Origin of the sequence: Streptomyces sp. NPDC048434 (assembly GCF_043200375.1) — a bacterium.
In the GTDB taxonomy this organism is placed as follows: Bacteria; Actinomycetota; Actinomycetes; order Streptomycetales; family Streptomycetaceae; genus Streptomyces.
The window spans coordinates 42,792-69,041 of record NZ_JBICXQ010000028.1 but is presented as its reverse complement, the minus strand read 5'-3'; the positions used below and the strand labels follow the sequence as shown (position 1 = coordinate 69,041).

Below are 26,250 nucleotides of genomic sequence, written 5' to 3'. Positions count from 1 at the left end.
TTCGCACGACGGCGCCCGGTTCCCGCTCCGACGAGGAGCGGGGACCGGGCGCCGTCCGCGCTGTGTGGCCCGGAGACCGGCCTCAGACGTCGATGCGCTCCTTGGCCGCCGCGTCGGCCGCGGCCTGCTTCTTCGAGGCACGCAGGCTGGTGATCGTCGTGACGACCAGCACGGCACAGATGACGCCCAGCGAGACCGGAATGCTGATCTCCGGAACGGCCACCCCGGACTCGTGCAGGGCGTGCAGCACCAGCTTCACACCGATGAATCCCAGGATGACCGACAGGCCGTACGAGAGGTGCACCAGCTTCTTGAGCAGGCCGCCGATCAGGAAGTACAGCTGCCGCAGACCCATCAGGGCGAAGGCATTGGCGGTGAAGACGATGTACGGGTCCTGGGTGAGACCGAAGATCGCCGGGATGGAGTCGAGTGCGAAGAGGACGTCGGTGGTGCCGATCGCCAGCATGACGATCAGCATCGGCGTCATCAGCCGCTTGCCGTTCTCGACGATGAACAGCTTGGTGCCGTGGTACTCGTCGGTCGACGGGATGCGCTTCTCGACCATCTTGAGGAAGCGGTTCTCCTCGAACTCCTCGTCCTCCTCCTCGGCGCGGGCCTCCTTGATCAGCTTCCACGCGGTCCAGATGAGGAACGCGCCGAAGAGGTAGAACACCCAGGAGAAGTTGGCGATGATCGCGGCGCCCGCACCGATGAAGCCGGCCCGCAGCACCAGCGCGATGAGCACGCCGACCAGCAGCACCCGCTGCTGATAGATCGTCGGGACCGCGAACTTCGCCATGATCAGTACGAAGACGAAGAGGTTGTCGACGCTCAGGGACTTCTCGGTGATGAAGCCCGCGAAGAACTCACCGGCCGGTGCGGTGCCGGCGAACAGCAGCAGCCCGAGGCCGAAGAGTGCGGCCAGCGCGATCCAGACACCGGTCCAGATTCCGGCCTCCTTGAGGGAGACCTCGTGTGGTTTGCGTCCGCCGATGAAGAAATCGGCGGTGATCAGGGCGCACAGACCAAGGATGGTCAGCACCCACAGGGTCAGGGAAACGTCCACTGCTCCTCCGGCAGAGTCGTACGGCACTTACAGCGTCGTCGCTGCCGGAGGTCTCTTCCGCCCCGTTCCGCCCGATGGGGGAACGGGACCGACGCCCCGGGATCTCGTCACACTCGCAATCCGTGATGACGGGTACGTCGTAGGGGGAATACTCCCCTCCGCACAAAGAAGCGTAAAGGAAGGACAATGAATAGTAAAGAAATAGGCAAAATGCCTGGTCAGGATGCCCGGCGGGCGGCCGCGACCCGGTCCAGCACCTGACGCACCACCTGACTGCCCCTGGGGGCGAGCGGTGGCTCGTACGTCCAGGCGTGGCCGACCCAGGGGTCGGCGAGATGGGCATCGGGCACCGGCGTGATCCGCAGCAGCGAACGCCACAGCGGGTCCAGGACCGGGCCGTAGTCCCGGGTCTGGGCACGGTCGGCGACCATCATCAGATGCACCCCGACGGCCGGCCCCTCGTCGGCGAGATAGCGGAGCCGGGTGAGGGCGCGGTCGTCGAAGCCGTGCGGGAAGTCATGCACGATCAGCAGCTGCTCGGCGGTGTCGAGATCCGGCGGGAGTGCGTCGGCGGCGCGGTGGCGCACGGCCATCTGGACGAGCTCCACCCGGCGCGTCAGCGCCTCCAGCACCGTGGCCACGCCCTTGGCGCCGGGCACCGGGGCGGCGGGCAGCGCACCGCTCTCCAGCAGCGGCGCGAGGGCGGGCGCAGCGCTACCGCCCGGGTCGATGACCTGGACCGCGAAGTCACCGGCGGGGTGGATGGCGAGCAGCCGGGCGGCGATCGCCACGGCCGTCTCCATGGCCAGCCGGCGTAGCTCGGCCTCGTCGGGCGGCCCGTCCGTGAGCGCGCTGCCCAGTTCCCGCCGGGCGATGTCGCGGTCGGGGTCGGCGCTCCCTGCGTAGGTATCGGGGCCGCTGTCGATCCACAGCCCGCGCTCCAGGGGGAGGCGTACGAGCATGGGAATGCGCAGGTCCAGGACTTCCGGGAGGTGCAGATCGCCCAGGCGCAACGCCATCGGACGCTCCAGCGGCGCGTGGTAGCCCTGCCAGACGGGGTTGTCCCAGCGGGCGAGGGCGGGCGGCAGCGCGGGCTCGACGACCGCCGACTCGGCCGCGAGCTGTGCGAGATCACGGTCGAGGGCGGCGCGGGCCTGGGCGACGAGGGCGGCGTGCTTGTCACGGGCGGTGGCGCGGGCGGCATCGGCTGCCGTGCCGAGGCGGTTGCGCGGGTCGGACAGGGCCTGATCCAGCTCCTGCTCCAGGCGGGACTCGGCGAAGTCGGATGCGCTGCGGTAGGCCGCGACCGAGCGGGCCAGATCCTCGAACATCCCCCAGACCTGGTTATAGAGCCGCTCCTCCATGCTCCAGCCGGCGGCGTCCCCGGCCACGGGCAGCGGGGGGCCGTCGGGCGACGCGGGGCTGCCGGCGGACGAGGGAGCGGAGGCGGTCAGTGCCGGGGCGGCCGGCGCGGGAGCGCTGCGGCGCTTCGGATGCCGGTAGTCGACGGGGCCGCCGCCCACGGGGGCCGGCGAGGCGTCCGTGGCCTCGGCTCCGGCTTCCGCTCCGGTCCCGGATGGTGCCGGGCCGTCAGATGCGGGAGCGTGCACGGGGGACGGCCGGTCCGCGGCGGCCGGGCCGGCCCCGGGGCGTTCGGACCGGCTCGCCGCCACGGGGGCGGGCGCCGGGACCGCGCGGGCCTGTCCCCGGCCGATCGCTTCCTCGATCTCCGCGGCCAGCTCCGCCGCCTGCGGCAGGCCCTGATCGCGCAGCATCGCCGTGAGGCCGTCGGCGTACCCCTGGCCCACCGCACGCACCTTCCAGGCGCCCTGCTTGCGGTAGAGCTCCACGGCGACGACGGCGGACTCGGCACCCAGGCCGCTGACGGTGTAGCGGGCAATGCCGGTGCCGTCGAGGCCGGTGACCGTGACGGAGGGCGCGGCGGCCGGCCCGAAGGTGGTCAGGGCGCCGATCCCGCCGGGCAGCGCCAGCAGCACGCTCACCCGGTGGACGGCGCCGGGCAGCGCGTCGAGATCCACCGCGATGCGGTGCTCGGCGGCCGCCTGACGGGGAACCTCGATGCCGGTGCGCCGGGGCGCGCCCGGGTGGGCCACCGCTTCGGCGCCGGTGAGCCTGCCCTGCTCGTCGCCGAGGGTGACCCCGGCCATGACGGGAGAGCCCGCCGTCACCCGGATCTCCACCCGTGTCCGGTCCAGTGGATGGTTCTGCCCCCGGACCAGCTCGGCCGTCATCGTTGTTCCCCCTGGTGGTTGTGGCGTGTCCGGGCCGTACCCCGGGCACGGTCCCGGGGGCGTGCGGCGGCGCGGCCCGGTACCCGCTGCCGCGACGGTGGTGGTTACAGGTGCGGCAGGATCGCCGGCACGAGGTCCTGGAACGTGCGGCCGACGGAGGGCTCACCGATGGCGGTCATCTGCCAGCCGTCGCCCACGCGGTGCACCTTGGACATGACCTGTGCGGTGTAGTCGCCGCCGCCCGTGAGGGTGTAACGGGCCAGCTCCTGGCCCGTGGCCTCGTCCACCAGGCGGCAGAAGGCGTCCTGCACCTCGGCGAACGTCTGGCCGGTGAAGGAGTTCACGGTGAACACGATCTGGTCGATGTGCACCGGCACCCGCGCCAGGTCGACCAGGATCGCCTCGTCGTCGCCGCCCTGGCCCGCGCCGCCGACCAGGTTGTCGCCGGTGTGCCGGACCGCGCCGTCGTCACTGACCAGATGCTGGAAGAAGACGACATCTATGGGCTTCTTGTCGGCGAACAGCACCGCCGACGCGTCGAGGTCGATCTCGCTGGTCCGCCTGCCGAACAGGCCACGGCGCGGCGCCGAGCGCCACCCCAGCCCCATCCGCACCGCGGTCAGGTTCCCTCCGTCGGACTTCTGCAGGCTGATGCCCTGCCCCTTGGACAAATTGACCGACACGCGCCGTCCCCTCTCTGTACTGTCCCCGCCCAGCTGTCCGGCGGCCCCTTCGACCCTACGCACGACGGCGGGCCGAGGGCGCGCCGGACCCACGTTTTGTGGCGCTTCTGCAACACACCGGGCACCGCTGGCCACCCCCCGCTCACGTGCGGCGATACCGCACCGGGGCGGGGACGAACCGCCCCGGCGGGCAACCGTCACCGCCCCGGTACTCCCCCTCGGCACACGCCGCTTCCCCTTACTTCACCCCGGCCTCCCTCATTTGCCGCAGCTCCTTCTTCAGTTCGCCCACCTCGTCGCGCAGCCTGGCGGCGACCTCGAACTGCAGCTCGGCCGCGGCGGCCCGCATGCGCTCCGTCATCTCCTCGATGAGCTCGGCCAGTTCGGCGGCGGGGCGGTCTGTCAGCGCCGCGCCCGCCTTGCCGCCCTTGCCCTTCGCGGCCTTCCCGCCGAGCGCCGGGACCGGCGCCTTGCCCTGGGCCTCCTTGGCGTCGCCCTTGCGGTACCCCGTGCCCAGCAGCTCCCGGGTGTCGATCTCCTCGCGGGCGAGGGTGGCGACGATGTCGCCGATCTTCTTGCGGAGCGGCTGCGGGTCGATGCCCTTCTCCTTGTTGTACGCCAGCTGCTTCTCCCGGCGGCGGTTGGTCTCGTCGATGGCCTTCTCCATCGCCGGGGTGACCTTGTCGGCGTACATGTGCACCTGTCCGGAGACATTGCGCGCCGCGCGTCCGATGGTCTGGATGAGCGCCGAACCGGACCGCAGGAAGCCCTCCTTGTCGGCGTCCAGAATGGCGACCAGGGAGACCTCGGGGAGGTCGAGGCCCTCACGCAGCAGGTTGATGCCCACCAGGACGTCGTACTCACCCGATCGCAGCTCACGCAGCAGCTCCACCCGGCGGAGGGTGTCCACGTCGCTGTGCAGATAGCGGACCTGGATACCGAGCTCGAGGAAGTAGTCCGTGAGGTCCTCGGCCATCTTCTTGGTGAGGGTGGTGACCAGGATGCGCTCGTTCTTCTCCGTGCGCTGACGGATCTCGTGCACCAGGTCGTCGATCTGTCCGTCGGTGGGCTTGACCACCACCTGCGGGTCGACCAGGCCGGTCGGGCGGATGATCTGCTCCACGAACCCGTCGCCCCGGGCGAGCTCGTACTTGCCCGGGGTCGCGGACAGATAGACGGTCTGGCCGATGCGCCCCAGGAACTCTTCCCACTTCAGCGGCCGGTTGTCCATGGCGGACGGCAGCCGGAACCCGTGCTCGACGAGGGTGCGCTTCCGCGAGGCGTCGCCCTCGTACATGGCACCGATCTGCGGGACGGTGACATGCGACTCGTCGATGACCAGGAGGAAGTCGTCCGGGAAGTAGTCGAGGAGGGTGTGGGGGGCGGTGCCGGGCTCGCGACCGTCCATGTGCATCGAGTAGTTCTCGATGCCCGAGCAGGAGCCGATCTGGCGCATCATCTCGATGTCGTAAGTGGTGCGCATCCGCAGCCGCTGGGCCTCCAGATGCTTGCCCTGCTTCTCCATCGTGGCGAGGCTGTCCGCCAGCTCGGTCTCGATCCCGGCGATGGCCCTTTCCATGCGCTCCGGGCCCGCGATGTAGTGGCTGGCCGGGAAGACGTACAGCTCCCGGTCGTCGCTGATGACCTCGCCGGTGAGCGGATGGAGGGTGGACAGCGCCTCGACCTCGTCGCCGAACATCTCGATCCGCACGGCCAGCTCTTCGTAGACCGGAAAGATCTCGATGGTGTCGCCGCGCACCCGGAAGGTGCCGCGGGTGAAGGCCACGTCGTTGCGCGTGTACTGGATCTCGACGAAGCGGCGCAGCAGTTCGTCGCGGTCGAATTCGTCGCCGACCTTCAGCGGCACCATCCGGTCGACGTACTCCTGCGGCGTACCGAGGCCGTAGATGCAGGACACCGAGGCGACCACGACGACGTCACGCCTGGTGAGCAGCGAATTCGTCGCGGAGTGGCGCAGCCGTTCGACCTCCTCGTTGATGGAGGAGTCCTTCTCGATGTACGTATCGGACTGCGGGACGTACGCCTCGGGCTGGTAGTAGTCGTAGTAGGAGACGAAGTATTCGACGGCGTTGTTCGGCAGCAGCTCACGGAATTCGTTGGCGAGCTGGGCCGCGAGGGTCTTGTTGGGCGCCAGGACGAGCGTCGGGCGCTGCAGCTTCTCGATCATCCACGCGGTGGTCGCCGACTTGCCGGTGCCGGTCGCGCCGAGCAGGACGACATCCCTTTCACCCCCGCGGATACGCCGCTCGAGCTCGGCGATGGCCGTCGGCTGGTCGCCATTGGGCTGGTAGGAGCTGACGACCTCGAAGGGCGCCACCGTGCGTTCGATGTTTGATACGGGCCGCATGGCACCCACCGTACGACTCGGCACTGACAATCGACGCGACAGCCGCAATGACCTGCGCTTTTGTGGTTTCGGCGGTAGCGGCGGGCGTCCCGCGGAGCCCGGCGGGGCGTGAGGGCGGGTGCCCGGAAGCGGCGGGAGGCGGGCGGCGCGGGGAGCGGCGGGACGGCGGACGGCACGGCGGACGGCACGGCAGGACGGCGGACGGCCGGCGGCGGACGCGGGGCACCGCAGGGCCGCGGCCCTCGCGCGCGGGAGAGCTGCCCGCCCCGTCCGGATCCGTGAGCGCGGCGCGCTCGCGCGCGGAGCCGGCCGCGACGGCCCGTCCTGGGCGATGTCCCATCAAAAGCGTTCAGATGCACGAGGGGTGACGCATCATCGGCCAAGATGCGCGGATGCCGCGGCTCCGGCAAGTTGGACGGCGTCGGAGCGTACGTCTGTGGCACGGCTGATCCGGGCATCCTGCAACTGCGTGTCGCTCCACAACGGAAAACCGGCCACTTCTCGTTCAGCGCCCGGCCACCACACGACCGCCTCCCGCTAGGACCCGGCTGCGAGCCTCTGTCCGTCCGACCCGGTTCACGTCACTTCCCGTCAGCTCACGTCCACGACGTCACGAGGAGTCCGTATGCGTATTCGCCCCGTCGCCACCGTTGCCGCCGGTGCGCTCGTGGGTCTGTCCACGCTCGCCCTCTCCACAACCGTCGCCCAGGCCGCACCGGCCGGACACTCCCCGGTGACGGTCGCCCACCGCGGCGCCTCGTCGTACGCGCCCGAGAACACCCTCGCCTCGATCGACGCGGCCGACCGGCTCGGCTTCGAGTGGGTCGAGAACGACGTCCAGCGCACCAAGGACGGCGAGCTGGTCATCCTCCATGACAACACGCTCGCCCGGACGACCAACGTCGAGCAGGTCTTCCCCGGCCGCTCCCCGTGGAACGTCTCGGACTTCACGCTCAACGAGATCGAGAAACTGGACGCGGGCAGCTGGTTCGGGTCGAAGTTCCGCGGAGAGCGGGTGCCGACCCTCGAGGACTACATGGACGAGGTCGAGAACAACGACCAGAGTCTGCTGATGGAGCTGAAGTCTCCGGAGCTCTACCCCGGCATCGAGCGGCAGACCCTCACCGAGCTGCGTCGCGCGGGCTGGCTGGACAAGGGGCACGTCAAGAACCGTCTGATCCTCCAGAGCTTCAATGCCGACGCCATCAAGACGGTGCACCACCTGCGGCCCGACCTCAAGACGGGCTTCCTCGGCAATCCCTCCGTCGCCGACCTCCCGAAGTTCGCGAAGTACTGCGACCAGATCAACCCCGTCCACACGGCGGTCACCCCGGAGTACGTCGCCGCCGTGCACGGTCTGAAGGGCCCGCACCGCCGGCCGCTGGACCTGTACACCTGGACCGTCGACGACGCGGCAACCGCGGTCAAGGTCGCCGGTCTGGGCGTCGACGGCATCATCACCAACAAGCCCGACCTGGTGCGTGACGCGCTGGAGGGCAGCAAAGACTGAGCCCGGAGCCGACGGGGAACCGGTGCCGGGGACCGCAGCCGGTCCGTTCCCCGTCGCATTGTCAGTGGTGCGTCCTACCCTGATCAGGTGACGAATTCCGAGCAGGTTTCCCGTCCGGCGGCATCATCGGACGCCGCGCCGGAGGCAGGGGCGGCGGCCCGGCGCGACTGGGCGTGGACGCGGCTGGAGACCTCCATCGGTCCGCTGCTGCTCGCCGCGACCCGGGAGGGCCTGGCCCTCGTCGCCTTCCATGCCGACGAGCGGACCACCCGCCGTGAGCTGACCCGTCTGGAGCAGTTCTTCGGCGGGGCGCCACTGGCAGCGATCCCCCATCTGGCGACGGCCACGGCCGAGCTCACCGCCTATTTCGCCGGGGAGCTGCAGTCCTTCACCGTCCCGCTGGACTGGTCGCTGTCCTCCGGCTTCCACGCCCGGGTCCTGCATGCCCTGGCCGCCGGGGTCCCCTATGGCAGCGTCGTCGGCTACCAGGACCTCGCCGAACGGGTCGGGGAGCCGGGAGCCGCCCGCGCGGTGGGCGCCGCGATGGGCTCCAATCCGCTTCCGGTCATCGTCCCCTGCCACCGTGTCGTGGCCAGTGACGGCGGCATCGGCGGCTTCGGCGGCGGTCTGGAGACCAAGCGTCTGCTGCTGGCCCTCGAAGGCGTGCTGCCCGCTCCGCTCTTCTGATCCCGACCGTCGTCCGCCCTCGCCGAGGCCGGCTCCTACGAATGGCAGCGCCATGTCCCGTCAGATCGCTCTGCTCCGCGGCATCAATGTCGGCGGCCACAACTCCTTCCCCAAGGCGAAGCAGCTGGAGCTGGCCGAGGCCCTGGGCTTCCAGGACGTCTCGGTGCTTCTGCAGACCGGCAACCTCGTCTTCGCCGACCCCGGTACGCCACCGGACGAGACGGCCCGGGTGATCCACGACCGGATCGCCGCCGAGCTCGGCCTGACGGTGCCGGTCGTCGTCCGGACCCGCGACGAGCTGGCCGCCGCCGTCGCCGCCAATCCGTTTCCCCTGGCCGTACCGGAGCCCAAGAGCCTGCATGTCATGTTCCTGTCGGCGGTGCCGACGGACACGTCCCGGCTGGACGCACTCGACCCGGCCGCGTTCACGCCCGACCAGTACCGGCTGATCGGGCGCGAACTGTATTTGTGGTGTCCCGGCGGCATCGGCCGCTCCAAGCTCGCCGACGTGGTCAGCCGCGCCCGGCTCGGGGTGACGGCCACCGCCCGTAACTGGAACACCGTCTCCAAGCTCCTGGCCCTGGCCGACGCCTGACGCGCGGAGCCCCGGCCGTCAGCGCCAGCCGTAGCGCTCGCGCAGCCGGTTGACGACCAGGTTGAAGCGGCCCCGGTCCAGCGCGCAGGCCTCGCGCCGCATCCCGGCCGGGTGCACCCGCAGCACCCGGTCCACGGCCACCCAGGAGTCGCGCCCGGCGCGGTCCCACGGGCCGGTCCCGAGGGGGACCCACTCCCGGTCGTTGTTGTGCCGCTTGCTGGACAGCTGCACCGCCAGCAGCGTTCCGCCGGTCTCACGGGCGACGACCAGCACGGGGCGGTCCTTGCCCCGGCCGTCGTTCTCCTCGTACGGCACCCAGGTCCACACGATCTCGCCGGGATCGGGGTCGCCGTCGGGGTCGGGCGCGTACGACATCTTTACGGTGCCGACGGACTGCGGCCGGGCCTCCACGGTCGCGGTGGGCCCCTCGCTGCCGGGCAGCGCGGCGGAGTCGTCGGATGCATTGAATGAAGTGGTCACGGGCTCACGCTAACCGCCGCCTCCGGCACGTCGATCAGCGGTCCACGCCCGGCGGTCCCGGGCTCGATTGTCAGTGGTCGGCCGTACGGTTTTTTCAGCGGGGGACGGCCGTGGGGGCCGCCCGGGGAGGGGATCGCCATGTCCGAGACCACGACGTATCTGGAGCTGTCGCAAGAGAGCGGCGGCGCCCACAAGTTCTACGAGGTGACAGTGCAGGACACGGTCGTCTCGGTGCGCTACGGGCGCATCGGCGTGGGCGGCCAGCAGCAGACCTCGACGTTCCCGACACGGGAGAAGGCGCAGGCCGCGGCCGCCAGGAAGGTCGGCGAGAAGGTCCGCAAGGGCTATGCGCCGGCGGTCCGGGGACAGCGCGCCGCCCGGCCGGTGACGCGGCGCCAGGTCTCCTCCGCGCCATCCACGGCCCGCGCGGTGGCACCAGTGCTGTGGCGCTTCCGTACGGGCGCGTCCGCCTTCGGCATCCACATCGCCGAGGACCGCTGCTGGGTGGGAAATCAGAACGGCGATGTCTACACCCTCGGCCACGACGGCGAGGTGCTGGCGCGCTATCAGCTCCCCGACGGCGTCAAGTGCCTGGTGGCGGACGACTTCTGGATCTATGCGGGGTGCGATGACGGCACGGTCTACGACCTCTCCTCCAAGCTCCCCTTCGCCGCCTACGACATCGCCCCAGACGTCGACATCTTCTGGCTGGACATCCGCGAGGGCATCCTCAATGTCGCCGACCGCAGCGGCGGGCTGACGGTGATCGACCACGAGGACGAGTACCAGTGGTCGCGGCGCAGCGCGGGCGAGCACGCCTGGATGGTGCGGCGGGACGAACGCGCCGTCTACCACGGCCATCGCCGCGGCGTGACCGCCTACTCCGCCGACGGCAGCGGCGAGTTGTGGCACACCCCGACCCAGGGCGCGGTGCTGTTCGGCTGGCAGGAGGACCACTCGGTGTACGCCGGCACCCACCAGCGCGTCGTCCAGCGGCTGACGAAGGACAGCGGAGCACTTGAGGCCACCTACCGGTGCGACACGGTCGTCTATTCCTGCGCCACGGCCCCTGGCGGCCGTTATGTCTTCGCCGGTGACTCGGCCTCCTCGGTGTACTGCTTCGCCGCCGACGGCACCCGTCTGTGGAAGCTGGGCACCGGCGGCGGATCGGCACTGTCCATGCAATACCTGGACGAGAAGCTGTACATGGTCACCACCGACGGATCCCTGGTGTGTGTGGATGCGAGTGACGCGGCCGTCTCCGCCGCCCGGTCGGGCACGGTGCCGGTGGCCCGGGATGTGAAGTCGGCCGCCGCGCTGCCCACCTACACCCCGTCGGCCACGGTGCGGACGGTGGCGTCCGCCGCCGCCTCGGGGGTCGTGGTGGAGTGCGTGCAGGAGAGCGGACGGCTGCGGGTCCATGTGGTCTCCGAGGGCTATGAACCGTCCTGGAACGTGCAGTTCCCGCGTCATATACGCCGGGCCGGGGCGCGGTATGCCGTCGATGAACTGTCGGCGTCCGCGGGCGGCTTCTACCGCGTCCGGGGCGAGATCCGGCAGCTCGTCTGACGCCGAGCGGGCGCCAGGACGGGCCGGCCGGGACGGACGTTCAGAGCGGGCCGCTCCAGGCCGGACGGCGGGGATCGTCGGCCCGTACGACCACATCCGCCGCCTCCTCGGGGCGGGTCTCGGCCTCGTAGCGCGCGAACGCGGGCAGCGTCCAGCGCTCACCCTGTGGGGTGCGGCGGGCGAGCGCGGGCGGCGACAGCTTCAGATGCACGGAGAGATCGAAGGGAAACCAGTGGCCGAGCAGCAGGGGGCCGTGCAGCAGCAGGACGCCGCCGGGCGGCAGTTCCACGTACCCGCTGCGCGTCGCCCGGTCCGTCACGGGATCCCACAGGTCCGGCAGCACCCGCCCGGTGCCGCCCGGGTCCAGCGGCTGGAACACCTCGCGCCACAGGGCCTGCCGGTCGAACCACTCGTCGTGGTAGGCATCGGGGTCCTCGCGGCCGTATTCGAGCCGCAGCGAGGCGGGGCGCAGAAAGCCGAAGGTGCCGGCCTGGTGCACCGCCCGCCCCCGGATCCGCAGCGCCTCGGCGAGCCGCCCGGCCAGCTCGCCGGGCGAGGCGGCGGGGGCCCCGTCGAGAGCCACCCGCAGCCAGGGGCTCCCGTCCTTCGCCGGCATCGTGGCGATGCGCTCGGCGAGCGCGTCGGTGAGCCGTTCCCAGGTGATCGCTTCGAGCCGCACCCCGCCATTCTGCCCGGCGACCGCGCGGCGCGGGGCGCCCCGCGTCGGGCCGGGAGCGGTCAGGCCCCCTTGCCCCTCATCGGTACGCCCGTTGCGGCCGTCCGTGCCCCAGGGGAGAGGCGGACCGGTTCATGAGCGGGCCGGCGGCCGGGTGCCGCGGTTCAGGCCTGGTCCGCGGAGGGCCGGGCGGCTCCGTAGCGGCTGAGTTCGGCCGCCGCCTCCTTCGTCGCCTCGATGACGCCGTCGGGGGCCACCGGCATCACGGACTTGAGCTTGAGGAGCAGCACCGCTCCCATGATGGAGCCGTCCCACATGATCGGCGCCGCACAGGAGTTCCAGCTGGCCATGCACTCCTCGTACCCGAGTGCGTGTCCGAGGTCGCGTACCTCGGCGAGGGACTTCGCCAGCGCATCGTTGTCCCGGTAGACGCCGGGTCCCGCCTGGTCGGGGACAGGCTCGGCCAGCACCCGCTGCTGGAGCACCTCCGGCAGATAGGCGAGGATCGTCCGCCCGGAGGCACCGGTGCGCAGCGAACGCGTCACGGACAGCACATCGCGCGGTGTCATCCCCAGCTCCGCGAGGTCGGAGTCGCCGACGGCCATGTCGACGCACTGCCGTTGCGCGCCGGAGAAGGGCGCCACCATGTAGAGAAACGCCAGCCCACCGTCGGTGGCCATGCGCAGTTCGCGCAGCACCGTCTGCGAGGTCGCGCCGTCGAGGCGGTGGTCGAGCGCGGTGAAGGCGAGCTGGGCGGCCGAGGTCCGCAGCCGGTAGAGGCCGCGGTCCACCCGCTCGAAGATCCGCTGGTAGATGCCGGACTGGAGGATGCGGTAGACGACGGAGTCGTCCAGGCCGGTGAACTCGGCGATCTCACCGGGCCCATGGGCGGATCCGCCCAGCTCGGCGAAGGCCGTCTGGACGAGGAAGACCCGCTCGGCATGGCCGGATCCCGACGCCCGGGAGCCCGTGGACGACGTGCCCTTGGGTGCCTGGCGCGCCTTCTTGGAGTGGCCCGCGGTATGCGACGCCTCGCCGGTGGCGGGCACGGCGGCCGAGGCCGACGCTCCGGTGGCTGCGGTGCTGTTGCCCATCGTGTGCTCTCTCCCCTGGCAGTGGTAGGCGCCCGAAGGTGCCCGGCATGTGCGCTGCGAGCCGGCACCCCCGCCGGCCGCGGTTCCCGGCGGCCGGTCCCGGGGTGCGCTCCCGCAGCCGTTGTGCCCGTCCGGCACCCCGGGTTACCGGAATTATCGGGCGACGTCGAGGGCCAGTTTCCCGGTGGGGGTGCGTGCGGCCAGCTCGTGGTGCGCCCGTGCCGCCTCACCGAGTGCGTACACGGCGCCGGTCAGCGGCTTGAGGGTGCCGTCCGCGACCGCGTCGAACAGCGCCCGCATGGACGTCGGCAGCGCCGTACGGTCCGCGTAGAGCTGCGGCAGCCAGAAGCCCGAGACGGTGATGCTCCGCTCCATCAGGTCCCGGGTCGGCACACTCGCCAGGTCGCCGCCGGCGAACCCGTACACGGCGAGCCGGCCGCGCGGGGCAACGGCGGCGAGGGTCCGCTCGAAGGTGACACCTCCGGTCATCTCCAGCGCCGCCTCGACCGGACCACCGGCCGCGTCCAGGATGCGCTCGGTCAGGTCCTCGGCGGTCGAGTCGACCACTGCGTGGGCGCCCAATTCCCCGGCCAGCTTGCGCTTTTCCGGGGAGCCCGCCAGGCCGATGACCTTGGCGCCGGCCCGCGCGGCGAGCTGGACGGCCAGCGACCCGACGCCGCCCGCCGCGGCCGGTACGACAACGGTCTCGCCCTCGGTGAGGCGCAGCGAGGTGAACAGCAGATGCCAGGCGCTGTTGCCCTGCAGCGCCAGCGCGACGGCCTGTTCGTCGCTGATGGCGTCGGGGACGTCCCAGGTCACGCGCCGGTGCAGCAGCGTACGCTCCGCGTATCCGCCGCCGCGGCACAGCCCGACGACGCGGCGTCCGCCGTCCACCGTCCCCACGACCTCGTTCCCGGGTATGTACGGCAGCTCGACGGGTGCGAGATAGGTGTCCCCCCGTACGTGCACATCCGCGTAGTTGATGCCGGCCAGGGACACCTCGACGAGCGAGTGGCCGCCGCGGGGCGCGGGCTCGGGAACGTCCTCGAGCCGCAGCACGTCCGGGCCGCCGAATTCTCGCATCACAATCGCGCGCACGACTCTCCCTCGGGTTCTCCGGTGCGGTGCCCGCACAGGGTAGGCAGGCCGACCATCTGCCCGCCGGTACCCGATCATTTCGCGCCAACCCTGGGGGGCTTCGCGCGCCAACGCCCCTCTTCTCACGCGGATTTCCCGCCCGCTTTCTCGCCTCGCGAGCAAGCTCCCCGGCAATTTCTACCGATTGCGACGTTTTGCTGCAGATCTACCCACCGGTATCCCCAAGGTGGCCACCACGCGCCTCTCGCTCAAACCTCGCTATCGGATGTGATCGCCGCCGCCTACGATCCCGAAATGTGTCCGCCGTTGACCAGATGTGACGGCTGCGTCCCCCGGGGCAGAGCGCATTCCGCGAGGCAGTTGCGCCCGCCCCACCCGGTGATACGGGCGGGTGGCGGAGGAGGACGTGGCGGTGCGCAGGACAAGGCGGGCACGGCCTGAGGGGGAATCATGATGGGGAAATCGGGGGGCGGCAGGCCGGCGTTCGCGTCGGCCTGCCGGGACCCACAACGAGCGCAGCCGCTTCCGCCGGTACCTCTGCGCCTTCTGCGGACCGCATCCGCGTCCCTGCCGTTCTCGTTGACGGCTACGTTCACGGCCGCCACCGACGCCGTCATCGCCGCGGCGCGCCGGCGTTCCCGACCGTATGCGGCACCGCCCTTTCTGGACGTGTCCCGCACCCGCCGGGGATCCGTGCTCCGCCGCCGAGAAAGGGACTGCCCATGAACGGGTCGAGCACGACGAGCAGCAACGGGCTCCAGTTCAACCACCCCTACCTCGCCGTGGTGCTCGGCGGCGGTTTCACGGGCATGCTCGCCGCCGCGACGCTGTCCGAACACGCCGACGTCGTCGTCGTCGAGCGGGAGCGGCTGCCGCGGACCCCCGCCCTCCCCACGGACCTCCCGCAGGCCCGGCACGCCCATCTGCTGACGGGCGACGGCGCCCGGCTGGTCGATGCCCTGCTGCCCGGCAGTGTCGAACGCTGGCTGGCCGAGGGCGCCCGCAGGGTGCCGAAGCCGGCGGAGTTCGCCGGCCGGTTCCCGAAGGGCTGGTTAGGCCGGCGGGCACGCTCGGAGTATCTGATCGCCTGTTCCCGCGATCTGCTCGACCGGGTCATCCGCCACCAGGTGCCGGCCCTCCCCGGGGTGACCGTCCTCGACGGAACCGAGGCGGCCGAACTCACCGGCACCGCGGAACACATCACCGGGGTGCGCGTCCGGGACACCACCACCGGCGCCACATACCGCCTGGATGCCGACCTCGTCGTCGATGCCACCGGCCGCCACTCCACCACCCAGGACCGGCTGGCCGCGCTGGGGCTGCCCACCGCACGCGAAGACCTCTCGGACTCCGGAATCGTCTCGGCGACCCGTATCTTCCGTGCCCCTGACGGCATGGAGAAGTGCCCGGTGCTCACGACCCGTTCGGCGCCCGTCGGCCCGGTCCCCGGTCCTGTCGCAGCGCGGCGCCCGGTTCCCGGAAGGACGGCGACGCTGATCCCGATCGAGGGCGGGCGCTGGCTGGTCACGCTCACCGGTAGCGGGGACGACCGGCCCTCCGAACACGCGGGCCGGTTCGCGCCGTTCGCCCGTCGTACGGGCAGCGCCGTCATCGGTGACCTCATCGCCGACGCCGAGCCGCTGAGCGAGGTGCGGCTGTCCCGCGACACGACCAGCCGGCGCCGCCGCTATGAACAGCTGCCGTCCTGGCCCACGGGATTCATCGCCCTCGGCGGCGCCGTGGTCTCGCTCGCCCCCGACTGCGGGCAGGGCCTGTCCCTCGCCGCCCATGGTGCCGCCGCGCTGCGCGGGGCACTGCGCCGGCACGGGATGGACGAACCGGCCCTCGCCCGGAAGGTGCAGCGCGCCTTCGGACGCCTCGTCCGGGCGCCGTGGTCCCTGGCCACCGGCGCGGTCCTCCACTCCCCCACCGCCGGCCGGCCCGCCGTCGGCCGCGCCTACCTCGACGTCGTCACGCCCTCCGCTCCGACGGCCCCGGTCCTGCGCCCCGCTGCCGCACTCGGCCTGCTCCGGGGTACGGCACCCGGCCCGGCGGCCGGCGGTGCACCGGGCGGCCCGGCCGCGCCGAAGGCCGCGGTCCCTTTGCCGGCGACGGCCGGCCCCGCGTCGTCCACCGCTCCGCGTCCGGCTGCGGCCGGTGCCGCCTCCGCCCTCCCGGCGACGCCTGCCGCCACGCTCTCGGCCGTGCCGCCCGCCCCGGGACAGCCCTCGGCCCCGTCCCACCACCCCGGCGCCGAACCCGCCCCCAGACGCCTCCCGCGCCTCGGCTTCGGGCCGACGGCACTGCGCCGTATCGGCGGGGCGGGCAGACGGAAACCGGCCGACGGCTGACGACATGCGGGCCGTCCGCGCGATCCTCGGTGGCGCCGGATCCCTGCCCGGCGCCACCGGCCACGCTCCCGTGGTGAAGGCGGGGCCCACCGTCGAGCCTGCGTTCCTCGCTCTTCCGTGCCGCCCGGAGCGCCGGGCGGCTGCTCGGTCACATCCCGTCGGCACCGGTGAAATTCGGTCGCCGGGCGGTCCGGCCTCGATCACAGTGGTGGCGGGGCGGCGCGCTGCGGCGTCTGACGGTGTGTGCAGAAACGGGGAATGGGATGTCGACGCTACGCGTCACGGTCGAGGAACTGACGGTTCATGAGCACCCGAACGCCGATGCGCTGGAGTTGGCGCAGGTGGGCCTGTACCGCGCGGTGGTCGCCAAGGGCGTCTACCGGACCGGCGACCTCGCCGTGTACGTACCGGAACAGGCCGTACTCCCCGGGGAGTTGGTGGCCGAGCTGGGTCTGACGGGCAAGCTGGCCGGGTCCGCGGCCGACCGCGTCAAGGCGATACGGCTGCGTGGCGAGCTGTCGCAGGGCATCGTCTGCCGCCCGCGAGCGCTGGACGGGACGGACCTGGTGCGGGCGCATGAGGACGGCACGGACTTCGCGGCGGAGCTGGGGATCGTCAAGTGGGTGCCGCCGGTGCCGATTTCGATGAGCGGGGAGGTCGAATCGGCGCCCGGTCTTCTGCCGTGGATCGATATCGAGAACCTGAAGCGGTATCCGGCGGCGTTCTCCGAGGGCGAGCCGGTGGCGGTCACGGAGAAGGTGCACGGCACCGCGTGCTGTCTGACCTTCAGCGTGCCGGACGAGGGTGTCCAGGTGACGTCCAAGGGGCTCGGAGCGCAGCGGCTCGCGCTGGTCGAGGATCCGAAGAACCTGTACTGGCGGGCGGTGCGCGGCCATGACGTGCCGCGGGTCGCGGCAGAGATCGCCGGGGAGCTGGGGGCGTCGCGGGTCGGTGTGTACGGCGAGGTGTACGGCGACGGCGTCCAGGATCTGGGCTATGGCGCGGACAGCCGGCGCGGGGATCCGGCGTACGCGGTATTCGATGTCGCGGTGGAAAGTGACGGACAGCTGCGGTGGCTGGATCCGGAGGAGCTGACGAAGGTGCTGGACGGCCGGCTTCCGGTGGTGCCGACGCTGTACAGCGGCCCGTATGACGCACGGCTGGCGATGGAGCTGGCCGAGGGCCGCGAGACGCTGTCGGGACGTGCGGTGCACCTCCGGGAGGGTGTGGTCGTCCGTCCGCTCCGGGATCGCTTCAGCGCGGAGCTGGGCGGGCGGGCCATCGCGAAGGCGGTCAGCGGCGCCTATCTGACGCGTAAGGGCGGCACGGAGTACGAGTAGCCCTCCCCCGCACTGCTGACTGCTGTACGGGGACGGCAACGGGTCATGTGTCACCGGCCGTTGTGGCCTCCCGGGGTTCCGTCCGGAGCCCCAGGAGGCGGTGGGCGAGGGCGAGTGGTGCGTGGGGGTCGCGGGGAGGCGTGGGGGCCTTGGTGCGGTGCGCGGGGAGGCGTTCGACGGTCGTGGTGCCGGTGTCGGATTCCAGGGCCGGCGCGTATCCCGCGGCGCGCAGCGCGTCCAGGGTGGCGGTCGGGGGGCGGTTGCTGACCAGGACGGTCGGGGCGATGGCACGCAGCCCGAGGTCGCGCAGTGCACGGTGGGCGGCAAGCTCTTCGACGAGGGCTTCGTCGTCGGAGCGGATGCAGCAGGCGGCGGGCAGGACGCGCATCCGGCCATGGGAGCGGGCGGCGTCCTGGACGAGGTAGCCGAGCGGCTGCGGCAGGGTGCCGGTCGCCGAGGCGCGGGCGAGGTCCTCCAGGAGGGTTTCGGCGCGGTGTCCGGCAGCCAGCGCGCGGCGTACGGAGTGCGGCGTGAAGCGCCAGGTCACGGCGTGGCCCTCGGATTCCCGGTCGGCCGCGGCGGCGAGCAGTCCGGCGAGTGCGGCGGCGGGGCGGCCGGGCACGACGGCGGTCAGGTCGGCCTGGAAGTGGGCCTGTTCGAGGAGCGGCGGGAGCAGCTCGGCGAGCGGCTCGTCGAGGGAGCGCGCGTCGGCGAGCAGCGCCCGGCCGAGAGGGGTGAGGGTGCCATGGGCGACCAGCCCCAGGTAGGCGGCCTCGTGGAGGGTGTGGGCGGCGCGTTCCCCGGCCATCGGCTGCCGGGTGACGGCGAGCGGGCGGTGCCAGTCCGCTGCCCGGAGGAGGCCCTCCCACGGGGTGCGGGTACCCGCCGCCTCCTCCTCCTCCTCCTCCGGTGAATTGGTGAACGGCAACGGCGGAAGGGGTGCTCCGGCGCCGAGGGGGACGGTGGCCAGGGCGGCGAGGAGCGCGTGCCGGAGGGCGGGTGCGTGCCGGTCGTGGCCGCGGACCAGTGCGGTCGGGGTCTCGCCGGACGTGGTGTGGGTGGGGATGTCCCACAGCCCTGACCAGGCGGCCAGGAGGGGGGCGAGGCGCGCGCCGGGCGGGCGGCCGAGCCAGTCGTCGTAGGCGCCGGTGGGCAGCGCGGTGATGCCGGACGGGCTGCGGGTCAGCGCGATCAGGTCGGCTGCGAGCGTGAGGTCGAGGAGGAGGCGGGTCTGCGGTTCGGTGGCGCCGGCCGCCCTGGCCAGCCGTTTGATCTCCCGTACGGCCAGCCCGCCCGACTTGCGCAGCGCGGCGGGCTGCGTCGCCAGGGCGGCCAGCAGGCGGTCGACGGTGGCGGCGAGGGTCGCCGCGGCGGCCCGGGATTCGTCGTGCGGCGAGGTCGTGGGGACGGCTGCGGCGGGCGTCGCGGGGGCGGCGGTGTCGTCCTGGGCGGGCTGTGGGGCGTCCGCGAGGAACGGGCCGAGGTCGTGGGCGGCCAGGAGTTGCGGGGCGCGCGGCGGCACGACGACCGTGCCGTCCTCGGTCGGCGCGGCGAGCCCGTCGTCGTAGAGGTGGCGCAGTGCGGTTTCGGCGGCGGTGCGCTGCCGGCCGGGCGAGGTGACCCCGAGGGCGGCGAATACGTCCTCGGGCGGGACGGGTTCGGTGGCCAGATGCGCGAAGGACAGCCGATGCGCCATCAGGGACTGGTAGTCGGCGCCCGCGGCGGGGGCGGCGGGGCCGGGTGCCTCACGCCCGGCGCGCTCCTGGCTGATGCGGGCGGTGGCGGCGAGCACCTGGAGCCGGGGGTGGTCGAGATGCAGCACCAGGTGGTGGAGGGTCTCGTAGGACCACAACGCATGGGCCAGGCCGCGCAGTCCGGTGGGGGCGGGCCGGCGGGCGAGCGGTTCGGCATGGCGGGTGAGGAGTGCGGCGAGCTGCTCGGGGGTGCGCCGGGCGAGGGATCGGGTGACTGCGTCGAGACCTTCCACGGCGTCGAGGTTAGTCATCGCGCGAGCAGGGCGGTGAGGGCGCCCACGGGGTCGGGGTCCGCGGGCCCGGTGGGCCACCAGTCTTCGGTGCCGGGCTCGGATTCGTACGGATACCAGCGGTTGTCGTGGCCGAAGCGGAGCTGGATGCCGCGGTCCGCGTCGGTGAGGTGGTTGTGGCGTGGGCGCAGGGCCGGGAGGTCCGCGGCGAGGAGGGCGCTGCGAGCCCGGTCGAAGTCTCCGGCCGGGGGGTTCCAGGTGGCGTCGAGGAGGGAGAGGCCTTCGGGTCCGCCCTGCCGCCAGGCGGCGACGGAGCGGGCCACGTCGGTGGTCGTACGGCCGGTCGCCACGGCGAGGTCGCGGTAGAGGGCCCGGGTGGCGGAGGTCAGGCCGGCGGTGGGATGGGCGGTGGCCGCCAGGCGGATGGCGTCCTCCCATACGGGCAGCGCCGGGAAGGGGCTGTGGACGGGCGGCCGCCCGCCGCCGGGGCCCGGGGATCCGGCGGCGGATACGCAGGCGTGGGCGCGGGAAGATGCGTCGGCCGCCAGGAATTCGAGGGCCGCGGGGTCGAAGGGGAGGTGGTCACCGTCCGGCAGGGTCGGCGGGTGGGCGGCCCGGGGTGGGGCCGGCAGCGGTGGTGGGAGCGGCGGGCGGGGGTGGTCGGCGAGCGCCGCCCTGGCGAGGACACCACGGGGTGACGGCTTGTCCGGTGCCGCAGGCTCCCCGGGGGCAATGCCGTTGGCCGCCGCGGAGCTTGGTGCGGTGACGTCGGAGGGCGTCTCTCCGCCGGTCGCGGGCCCGCGGCGGTGCGGGGGCGGCCGGGTGGTGGCGGGGGTGTGGGCGCGGGCCTCGCGGGCGGTGAGGACGGTGTTGCGGCGGGAGAGTTCGTCGAGGAGTTCGCGTTCGCCGCGGCCCCGCATCAGCAGCAGGACGAACGGGTCCGCGTCCAGGAGGCGGGCGGCCTGGAAGCAGAGCGCGGCGGCGTGCTTGCAGGGCCTGCCGTCGTCGGGGCAGGAGCATCGGGTGACGAGGTCGCCCGGCCCCGGGAGGAGGCGCACCTCGCCCTCGGCCAGGGCTCGGGGCAGCTTCTTGGCCAGCAGGGCGGTGAGTTGACCGGGCTCCGCGGCGATGGCGTCCAGGAGTCCGTCCCACTCCTGGTCGGTGAGGGTCCTGAGGCGGATTTCGGCGCTGTAGGGGCGGGGTCTGCTGCCGCGTACGGTGGCGACGATGCGGCCCGGCGTGACGTTGATGGTGTCGACATGGCCGTCGCGGGCGTAGGTCCGGCCGCGGGCGAGCCGGGCGCCGTCGAGGGCCGCGGTCTCCAGTGCGTCCAGCCAGGCGCTGCCCCACCAGGATTCGGCGAACAGCCCCCGGGCTCCGGTCCTGGCCGGCAGGGGCGGGAAGGTGCGCGAGCGGTCCGCGCGGGCCAGCCGGTCCGCGGCGGCGGCGCGCCCGGAGGCGGGGCGGGGGGTCATCCGGGCCTCCTGAGGGAGACGAGGTCGGCCAGTTCGGCATCGGACAGTTCGGTGAGCGCGCTCTCGCCGCCGGAGAGCACCGCGTCGGCGAGTGCCCTTTTGGCGCCGAGGAGTTGGGCGATGTTGTCCTCGACCGTGCCCTCGGCGATCAGCCGGTGGACCTGGACGGGCTGGGTCTGCCCGATGCGGTACGCACGGTCGGTGGCCTGCTCCTCGACCGCCGGATTCCACCAGCGGTCGTAGTGGATCACGTGTCCCGCGCGGGTCAGGTTCAGGCCGGTGCCCGCCGCCTTCAGGGACAGCAGGAAGACCGGGGCGTGGCCCGACTGGAAGCGGTCGACCATCTTCTCCCGTTCGGCGACGGGGGTGCCGCCATGCAGGAGCTGTACCGGGATGCCCCGGTGGGTCAGATGGCGTTCGAGCAGCCGCGCCATGCCGACGTACTGGGTGAAGAGCAAGGTGGCGCCGCCCTCGGCGAGGATGGTGTCCAGGAGTTCGTCGAGGAGTTCGAGCTTCCCGGAGCGGGCGGCGAGTCCGGGCGCGGCCTCCTTGAGGTACTGCGCGGGGTGGTTGCAGATCTGCTTGAGGGCGGTGAGCAGCTTCATGACCAGGCCACGGCGCGCGATGCCCTCGGCGGTCTCGATCCGGGAGAGGGTCCCGCGGACGACGGCCTGGTACAGCGCGGCCTGTTCGCGCCCCAGCGCCACCGGGTGGTCCGTCTCGGTCTTGGGCGGCAGTTCGGGGGCGATGCCGGGGTCGGACTTCTTACGGCGCAGGATGAACGGGCGCACCAGCCTGGCCAGCCGCTCGGCCGCCCGCGGATCCTCGCCGCCCTCGACCTCACGGGCGTGCAGCGCACGGAACGTCTTGAGGGAGCCGAGGAGCCCGGGGGTCGTCCAGTCGAGGAGCGCCCACAACTCGGAGAGGTTGTTCTCCACGGGCGTGCCGGTGAGGGCGATCCGGGCGGGGGCTTTGATGCTGCGCAGCGCCTTGGCCGTCGAGGAGCGCGGATTCTTCACATGCTGGGCCTCATCGGCGACGATCCAGGCCCACGGGTGTCCGGCCAACTGCGTGGCGCTGCTGCGCATCGTCCCGTACGTCGTCAGCACAAAGCCGCCCTCCAGGCCGTCGAGGCTGCGGCCTGCGCCGTGGAAGCGGCGTACGGGGGTGCCGGGGGCGAAACGCTCGATCTCGCGCTGCCAGTTGCCGAGGAGCGAGGCCGGGCAGACGACGAGGACCGGTGCGGCGGGCTGCCGGTGCAGATGGAGCGCGATGACGGTGATGGTCTTGCCCAGGCCCATGTCGTCGGCGAGGCAGCCGCCGAGTCCGAGGGAGGTCATGGTGTCGAGCCAGGCCATGCCCCGTAGTTGATAGTCACGGAGGGTGGCCCGCAATCCTGGCGGCTGGGGCAGGGGCCGCGGATCGGCGGTGAGAGCACCGCGCAGTGCGGCGAGGGCGCCCTGGGGCACCACCTCGACCTCCTCGCCCTCCACCTCCGCGGTGCCGTTGAGCGTCGCGGCGAGGGCGTCCGCCGGCTCCAGGTAGCCCAGTTCGCGTTTCCGGGCCTTGCGGACGAGCCCGGGGTCGACCAGGACCCACTGGTCACGCAGCCGGACGACGGGGCGATGTGCCTCGGCGAGGGCATCCATTTCCGCCTCGCTCAGCGGCACTCCGTCCATCGCCACCTGCCAGCGGAAGTGCAGCAGTTCACGGGTGTCGAAGAAACCGAAGCCGTCCGCGGCCGAGCCCGGTGCCGGGCGCAGCACCGCCGCAGCGGTCAGGCCGCGGGCCAGTTCCTTGGGCCAGTGGACGGTCACTCCCGCGGCGCCCAGGCGTGGCGCGGCTTCCCCCAGCAGGTCGTACAACTCGTCCTCGCTGAGCGCCAGTACGTCGGGAACCGGCTGTTCCAGGAGGCGGGTGAGCGGGGCCCAGATACGGGCGGCGCGGCGCAGTGCGAGGAGGGTGTCGACACGGGAGCGCGGCCCGAAATGGTCGGGGCCCTCCCCCTCCCACAGTCCGCGGGCGTCGGCGACCAGGGTGGGGTCGGTGAGGCTGTGCACCTGAAGGACGGCGGCCGCCGCACTGCGCTCTTCGGCACCGCCCCGCCCGCTCTCCTCCCTCGTGTCGAAGAGCTTGTGCGGGGCGAGATCGAGACGCAGGGAGAGCCGCACCCCGGCGTCGACTCCGGCCGCGACCTCGGCGGCCCATTCCCGGGCGCCGGGAAGGTGTTGAGGCGCACTCGCGGCGAACGGGGCACCGGCCACCAGCGCGGCGGCGGGGGTGCGCGGCAGCGCATCGGCGACCGCATCCACGTAGAGCCGTACCAGGGCCGCCGGGTCGTGCACCTGGAGCGGGCGGCTGCCGGCGATCGGCACGGCGTAGGCATCGGCGGGCATGGCGGCGGCGATGGCCCGGAGATGCGCGATGTCGTCGGGGTCGAGCGGCCCGGCGCGCCAGGCATCGGTGTCCTCGGCGGTCAGCCCGGGGAGCAGCCTGCCGCGGGCGGCGAGATGCAGCGCCTGCAGGGTGGCCGCGCCCCAGCAGGCGGCGGCCGGGTGGGCGGCCGGGTCGTGCCGCGCACGGACCAGCAGCGGGACGGCCTCGGCGAGCGGAAGCAGCACGGCGGGGACCGTACGGCTGCGGGCGCCGTTCCCATGGCGGCGGGCGAGGGTGAGCCGGCCCGGCTCGGCGGCCCCGTCGCCGCCCGGCACCGCCTCGTCTCCTTCCCCGGTTCCGATGTCCGGGAGCGGGCCGCCATCGGGCCGCCACAGCGCGATCTTCCCGGCGCGCGGCGGCTGGGCGGGCAGGAAGACCGCGGCGCAGCGAGCCGGCGCAGCACCGATTCCGCCGCCCTCCCCCGCGCCCCCGGACCCGTCCGTGGGCGGCTCGTGCAACGGCCGGGGCTCCCCTGCCGTCTCCCACCGCCTCGTCATCCCATCCCTTACTTCTTGGTCGTTCGCTGCTGCGCGGCCGTTCGCCGCGCGGTCGTTCCGCCCCGGCCGCGGCGACCGCAGCGTCTGCCGCGCCCGGCCTGATCCGGCGCCCCCGACCTGCGAGTCTACGGTCGTCCGCACCACGTCTCCGGCGTCCCTCCCCAGCGTTCGCACCTCCCTCCGGGCGCCGGGCGATGAAGCACCGGCCGTGCCTCACGACCGAACCGGCGCCTCTCGACCGTGCGCGCCCCTCACCGCGTGACGCAGGAAGCGAGCAGGCGAGCAGGAGACGGCACTCTCTGCCGACCCCGGCTCCGCCACGGCGCCCGGCCATGCGATTCCGATGGAAGCAGACAGCACTGACAATGCGTCCCGACCAGGCCTTTTCGTGCACCGGCCGGGGTTATCCACAGGCCGCAGGAATCCCTCTCGCCCTCAGCCCGAGATCCGCTACGGTGAGTGACGTCATCACCCTCAGTAATCATTCGACGTCGATGAGGAGCACATCATGCACATCCCCACGCCCGAACAATCCGCCGCGGCGGAGGCCTTTCCGACCGGTTCGCATCTGGTGATCCAGGCCGGCACCGGGACCGGCAAGACGACGACTCTCGCGATGCTCGCCCGCACCGCGCGGCGGCAGGGCCGATCAGGTCGGTATATCGCCTTCAACCGAGCGGTCGCGCGCCATGCCGCGCGGACGTTCCCCACCGAAGTGGCCTGCGGGACCGCCCATGCCCTCGCCTACACGGCCGTGGGAAGGCGCTACCAGGCACGCATGAACGCCCCTCGGCAAGCAGGATGGCGCACGGGCGCCGCCCTGGGCATCGACGAGGACATGACCGTCCGCATCGACGCACGCAAGGTGACCCACAAGGCACTCTCGTACACGGTCCTGCGCACCGTCGCCCGCTTCTGCCAGTCGGCCGACACAGAGATCGCGCCGCACCACGTCCCGCCCCTGCGCGGAGCCGAATCCGCCCCGCTGCACGCACAACTCGCCGATCTCGTCCTGCCCTACGCGCGCAAGGCCTGGGCCGACCTGCAGCATCCGGACCGCGGCGTCGTCCGCTTCGAGCACGATCACTACCTCAAGATGTGGGCGCTGCGCGGGCCCGTCATCCCCGCGGATTTCCTGCTCCTGGACGAGGCACAGGACACCAACCCCGTGGTCGAGCAGGTCTTCACCGCACAGCGCGGCCACGCACAACTGGTGCTGGTCGGAGACTCGGCTCAGGCCATCTACGGCTGGCGCGGCGCACGCGACGTCATGACCGGATTCGACGGCAGACAGCTCAGCCTCTCCCGCTCGTTCCGCTTCGGACCCGCGCTTGCGGCCGAGGCCAATCGCTGGCTCACCATCGTCGGCGCCCCGATCCGGCTCACCGGATCACCCGGTCTGGAGACGGAGTTACGTGCGGTCGGCGCGCCGGAGGCGATCCTGTGCCGGACGAATGTGGGAGCGATGGTGGAGGTGATACGGCAGCTGGAGGCGGACCGCCGCGTCGCCCTCGCGGGCGGCGGCGAGGCACTCAGTGCTCTCGCACGCGCCGCGCACGACCTCGCGGCCGGGCGCCGCACCGTCCACCCCGATCTGATGCTCTTCGAGAGCTGGGCCGAACTGCGCGAGTACGCGGAGTTCGACCCGTCCGGGAAGGGACCTGCTGCCGCTGGTGGAGCTTGTCGACGAGCACGGTACGGAGGCATTACTGCACGCCCTGGATCAGCTCTCACCCGAGGACTCCGCCGAAGTGACGGTGTCCACGGTTCACCGGGCCAAGGGCCGGGAGTGGGCGAGCGTGCGCGTCGCGGACGATTTCACGGGCCCCGATGACCTCGACGAGCCCGGCGAGGACGGAACCCCGCTGCCCGGCCCGGTCGACATCGACGAGGCGCGCCTGGCCTATGTCGCCGTGACCCGCGCCCGATCACTCCTCGACATCGGCGGACTGTCCTGGATCAACAGCCACCCCGCCGGCGACCCTCGCCCCGACCCGCACCCCACCGAGGAGAGAGCCGCAGAACAGCAAGGGCAAAAGACAGTACAAACCAAGGAAAGAGGTGCTGGGTACAGGTGACTGACTCGCCG

At 72.4% G+C, this 26,250-nt stretch carries 17 protein-coding genes and 1 pseudogene; 7 read left to right on the top strand and 11 right to left on the bottom strand.

Annotation, left to right across the window (positions count from 1 at the left end; translation table 11 throughout):
* Positions 1 to 82 precede the first annotated feature (82 nt).
* From ACGFWI_RS29335 to uvrB, 4 genes are all read right to left on the bottom strand, one after another.
* A complete protein-coding gene (locus ACGFWI_RS29335) occupies positions 83 to 1,066 on the bottom strand; it encodes a TerC family protein (protein ID WP_393909057.1) in 984 nt (327 codons plus the stop codon).
* Between the two features lie 218 nt (positions 1,067 to 1,284).
* Positions 1,285 to 3,318 (bottom strand): TerD family protein, encoded by a 2,034-nt coding sequence (locus ACGFWI_RS29330; protein WP_393909056.1) that lies wholly within the window; start codon positions 3,316 to 3,318, stop codon positions 1,285 to 1,287.
* 104 nt (positions 3,319 to 3,422) lie between these two features.
* Positions 3,423 to 4,001, bottom strand: coding sequence for a TerD family protein (locus ACGFWI_RS29325; protein WP_393909055.1), 579 nt, complete (start codon positions 3,999 to 4,001; stop codon positions 3,423 to 3,425).
* Between the two features lie 238 nt (positions 4,002 to 4,239).
* Positions 4,240 to 6,369: an excinuclease ABC subunit UvrB gene (gene uvrB / locus ACGFWI_RS29320; RefSeq protein WP_393909054.1), complete on the bottom strand. Its 2,130-nt coding sequence runs from the start codon at positions 6,367 to 6,369 to the stop codon at positions 4,240 to 4,242.
* A 625-nt stretch (positions 6,370 to 6,994) separates the two neighbouring features.
* Here uvrB and ACGFWI_RS29315 point away from each other — a divergent pair.
* From ACGFWI_RS29315 to ACGFWI_RS29305, 3 genes are all read left to right on the top strand, one after another.
* Complete coding sequence (locus ACGFWI_RS29315; RefSeq protein ID WP_393909053.1) at positions 6,995 to 7,879, top strand: glycerophosphodiester phosphodiesterase; 885 nt, start codon at positions 6,995 to 6,997, stop codon at positions 7,877 to 7,879.
* Positions 7,880 to 7,966: 87 nt separating this feature from the next.
* The gene (locus tag ACGFWI_RS29310) at positions 7,967 to 8,566 is read left to right on the top strand and encodes a methylated-DNA--[protein]-cysteine S-methyltransferase (protein ID WP_393909052.1); all 600 of its coding nucleotides are present in this window, start codon (positions 7,967 to 7,969) and stop codon (positions 8,564 to 8,566) included.
* Between the two features lie 52 nt (positions 8,567 to 8,618).
* Positions 8,619 to 9,161 carry a DUF1697 domain-containing protein gene (locus ACGFWI_RS29305; RefSeq protein ID WP_393909051.1) on the top strand — a complete coding sequence of 181 codons (543 nt, stop codon included), beginning with the start codon at positions 8,619 to 8,621 and terminating at the stop codon, positions 9,159 to 9,161.
* An 18-nt stretch (positions 9,162 to 9,179) separates the two neighbouring features.
* Here ACGFWI_RS29305 and ACGFWI_RS29300 read toward each other — a convergent pair whose 3' ends face one another.
* Complete coding sequence (locus ACGFWI_RS29300; RefSeq protein WP_393909050.1) at positions 9,180 to 9,641, bottom strand: type II toxin-antitoxin system PemK/MazF family toxin; 462 nt, start codon at positions 9,639 to 9,641, stop codon at positions 9,180 to 9,182.
* Between the two features lie 138 nt (positions 9,642 to 9,779).
* Between ACGFWI_RS29300 and ACGFWI_RS29295 the strand changes: the two genes are divergently transcribed.
* A complete protein-coding gene (locus ACGFWI_RS29295) occupies positions 9,780 to 11,210 on the top strand; it encodes a WGR domain-containing protein (RefSeq protein ID WP_393909049.1) in 1,431 nt (476 codons plus the stop codon).
* A 40-nt stretch (positions 11,211 to 11,250) separates the two neighbouring features.
* Here ACGFWI_RS29295 and ACGFWI_RS29290 read toward each other — a convergent pair whose 3' ends face one another.
* The 3 genes from ACGFWI_RS29290 to ACGFWI_RS29280 all read right to left on the bottom strand — a co-directional run bounded on the left by ACGFWI_RS29290 (position 11,251) and on the right by ACGFWI_RS29280 (position 14,078).
* Entirely contained in the window at positions 11,251 to 11,889 is a 639-nt protein-coding gene (locus ACGFWI_RS29290; RefSeq protein WP_393909048.1) for a uridine kinase, read from the bottom strand.
* Positions 11,890 to 12,050: 161 nt separating this feature from the next.
* A complete protein-coding gene (locus tag ACGFWI_RS29285) occupies positions 12,051 to 12,980 on the bottom strand; it encodes an IclR family transcriptional regulator C-terminal domain-containing protein (RefSeq protein WP_393909047.1) in 930 nt (309 codons plus the stop codon).
* Positions 12,981 to 13,133: 153 nt separating this feature from the next.
* Positions 13,134 to 14,078 carry a zinc-binding alcohol dehydrogenase family protein gene (locus ACGFWI_RS29280; protein WP_393909046.1) on the bottom strand — a complete coding sequence of 315 codons (945 nt, stop codon included), beginning with the start codon at positions 14,076 to 14,078 and terminating at the stop codon, positions 13,134 to 13,136.
* Positions 14,079 to 14,800: 722 nt separating this feature from the next.
* Between ACGFWI_RS29280 and ACGFWI_RS29275 the strand changes: the two genes are divergently transcribed.
* On the top strand, positions 14,801 to 16,429 hold the full coding sequence (locus tag ACGFWI_RS29275) for an FAD-dependent oxidoreductase (protein WP_393909045.1): 1,629 nt from the start codon (positions 14,801 to 14,803) through the stop codon (positions 16,427 to 16,429).
* 263 nt (positions 16,430 to 16,692) lie between these two features.
* Complete coding sequence (locus ACGFWI_RS29270; RefSeq protein WP_393909044.1) at positions 16,693 to 17,769, top strand: RNA ligase (ATP); 1,077 nt, start codon at positions 16,693 to 16,695, stop codon at positions 17,767 to 17,769.
* 43 nt (positions 17,770 to 17,812) lie between these two features.
* Here the strand turns inward: ACGFWI_RS29270 and ACGFWI_RS29265 are convergent, their stop codons facing one another.
* Genes ACGFWI_RS29265 through ACGFWI_RS29255 form a run of 3 tightly spaced genes read right to left on the bottom strand, consistent with a single transcriptional unit; the run spans position 17,813 to position 24,161 of the window.
* Positions 17,813 to 19,774: a helicase-associated domain-containing protein gene (locus ACGFWI_RS29265; protein WP_393909043.1), complete on the bottom strand. Its 1,962-nt coding sequence runs from the start codon at positions 19,772 to 19,774 to the stop codon at positions 17,813 to 17,815.
* Positions 19,771 to 21,228, bottom strand: a complete 1,458-nt coding sequence (locus ACGFWI_RS29260; protein ID WP_393909042.1) for an SWIM zinc finger family protein — start codon at positions 21,226 to 21,228, stop codon at positions 19,771 to 19,773. The genes ACGFWI_RS29265 and ACGFWI_RS29260 overlap by 4 nt, the downstream gene beginning before the upstream one ends.
* Positions 21,225 to 24,161, bottom strand: a complete 2,937-nt coding sequence (locus ACGFWI_RS29255) for a DEAD/DEAH box helicase (protein ID WP_393909041.1) — start codon at positions 24,159 to 24,161, stop codon at positions 21,225 to 21,227. The genes ACGFWI_RS29260 and ACGFWI_RS29255 overlap by 4 nt, the downstream gene beginning before the upstream one ends.
* A gap of 508 nt (positions 24,162 to 24,669) precedes the next feature.
* Between ACGFWI_RS29255 and ACGFWI_RS29250 the strand changes: the two are divergent.
* Positions 24,670 to 26,239 (top strand): annotated as a pseudogene (locus tag ACGFWI_RS29250) (UvrD-helicase domain-containing protein).
* Positions 26,240 to 26,250: the final 11 nt, after the last annotated feature.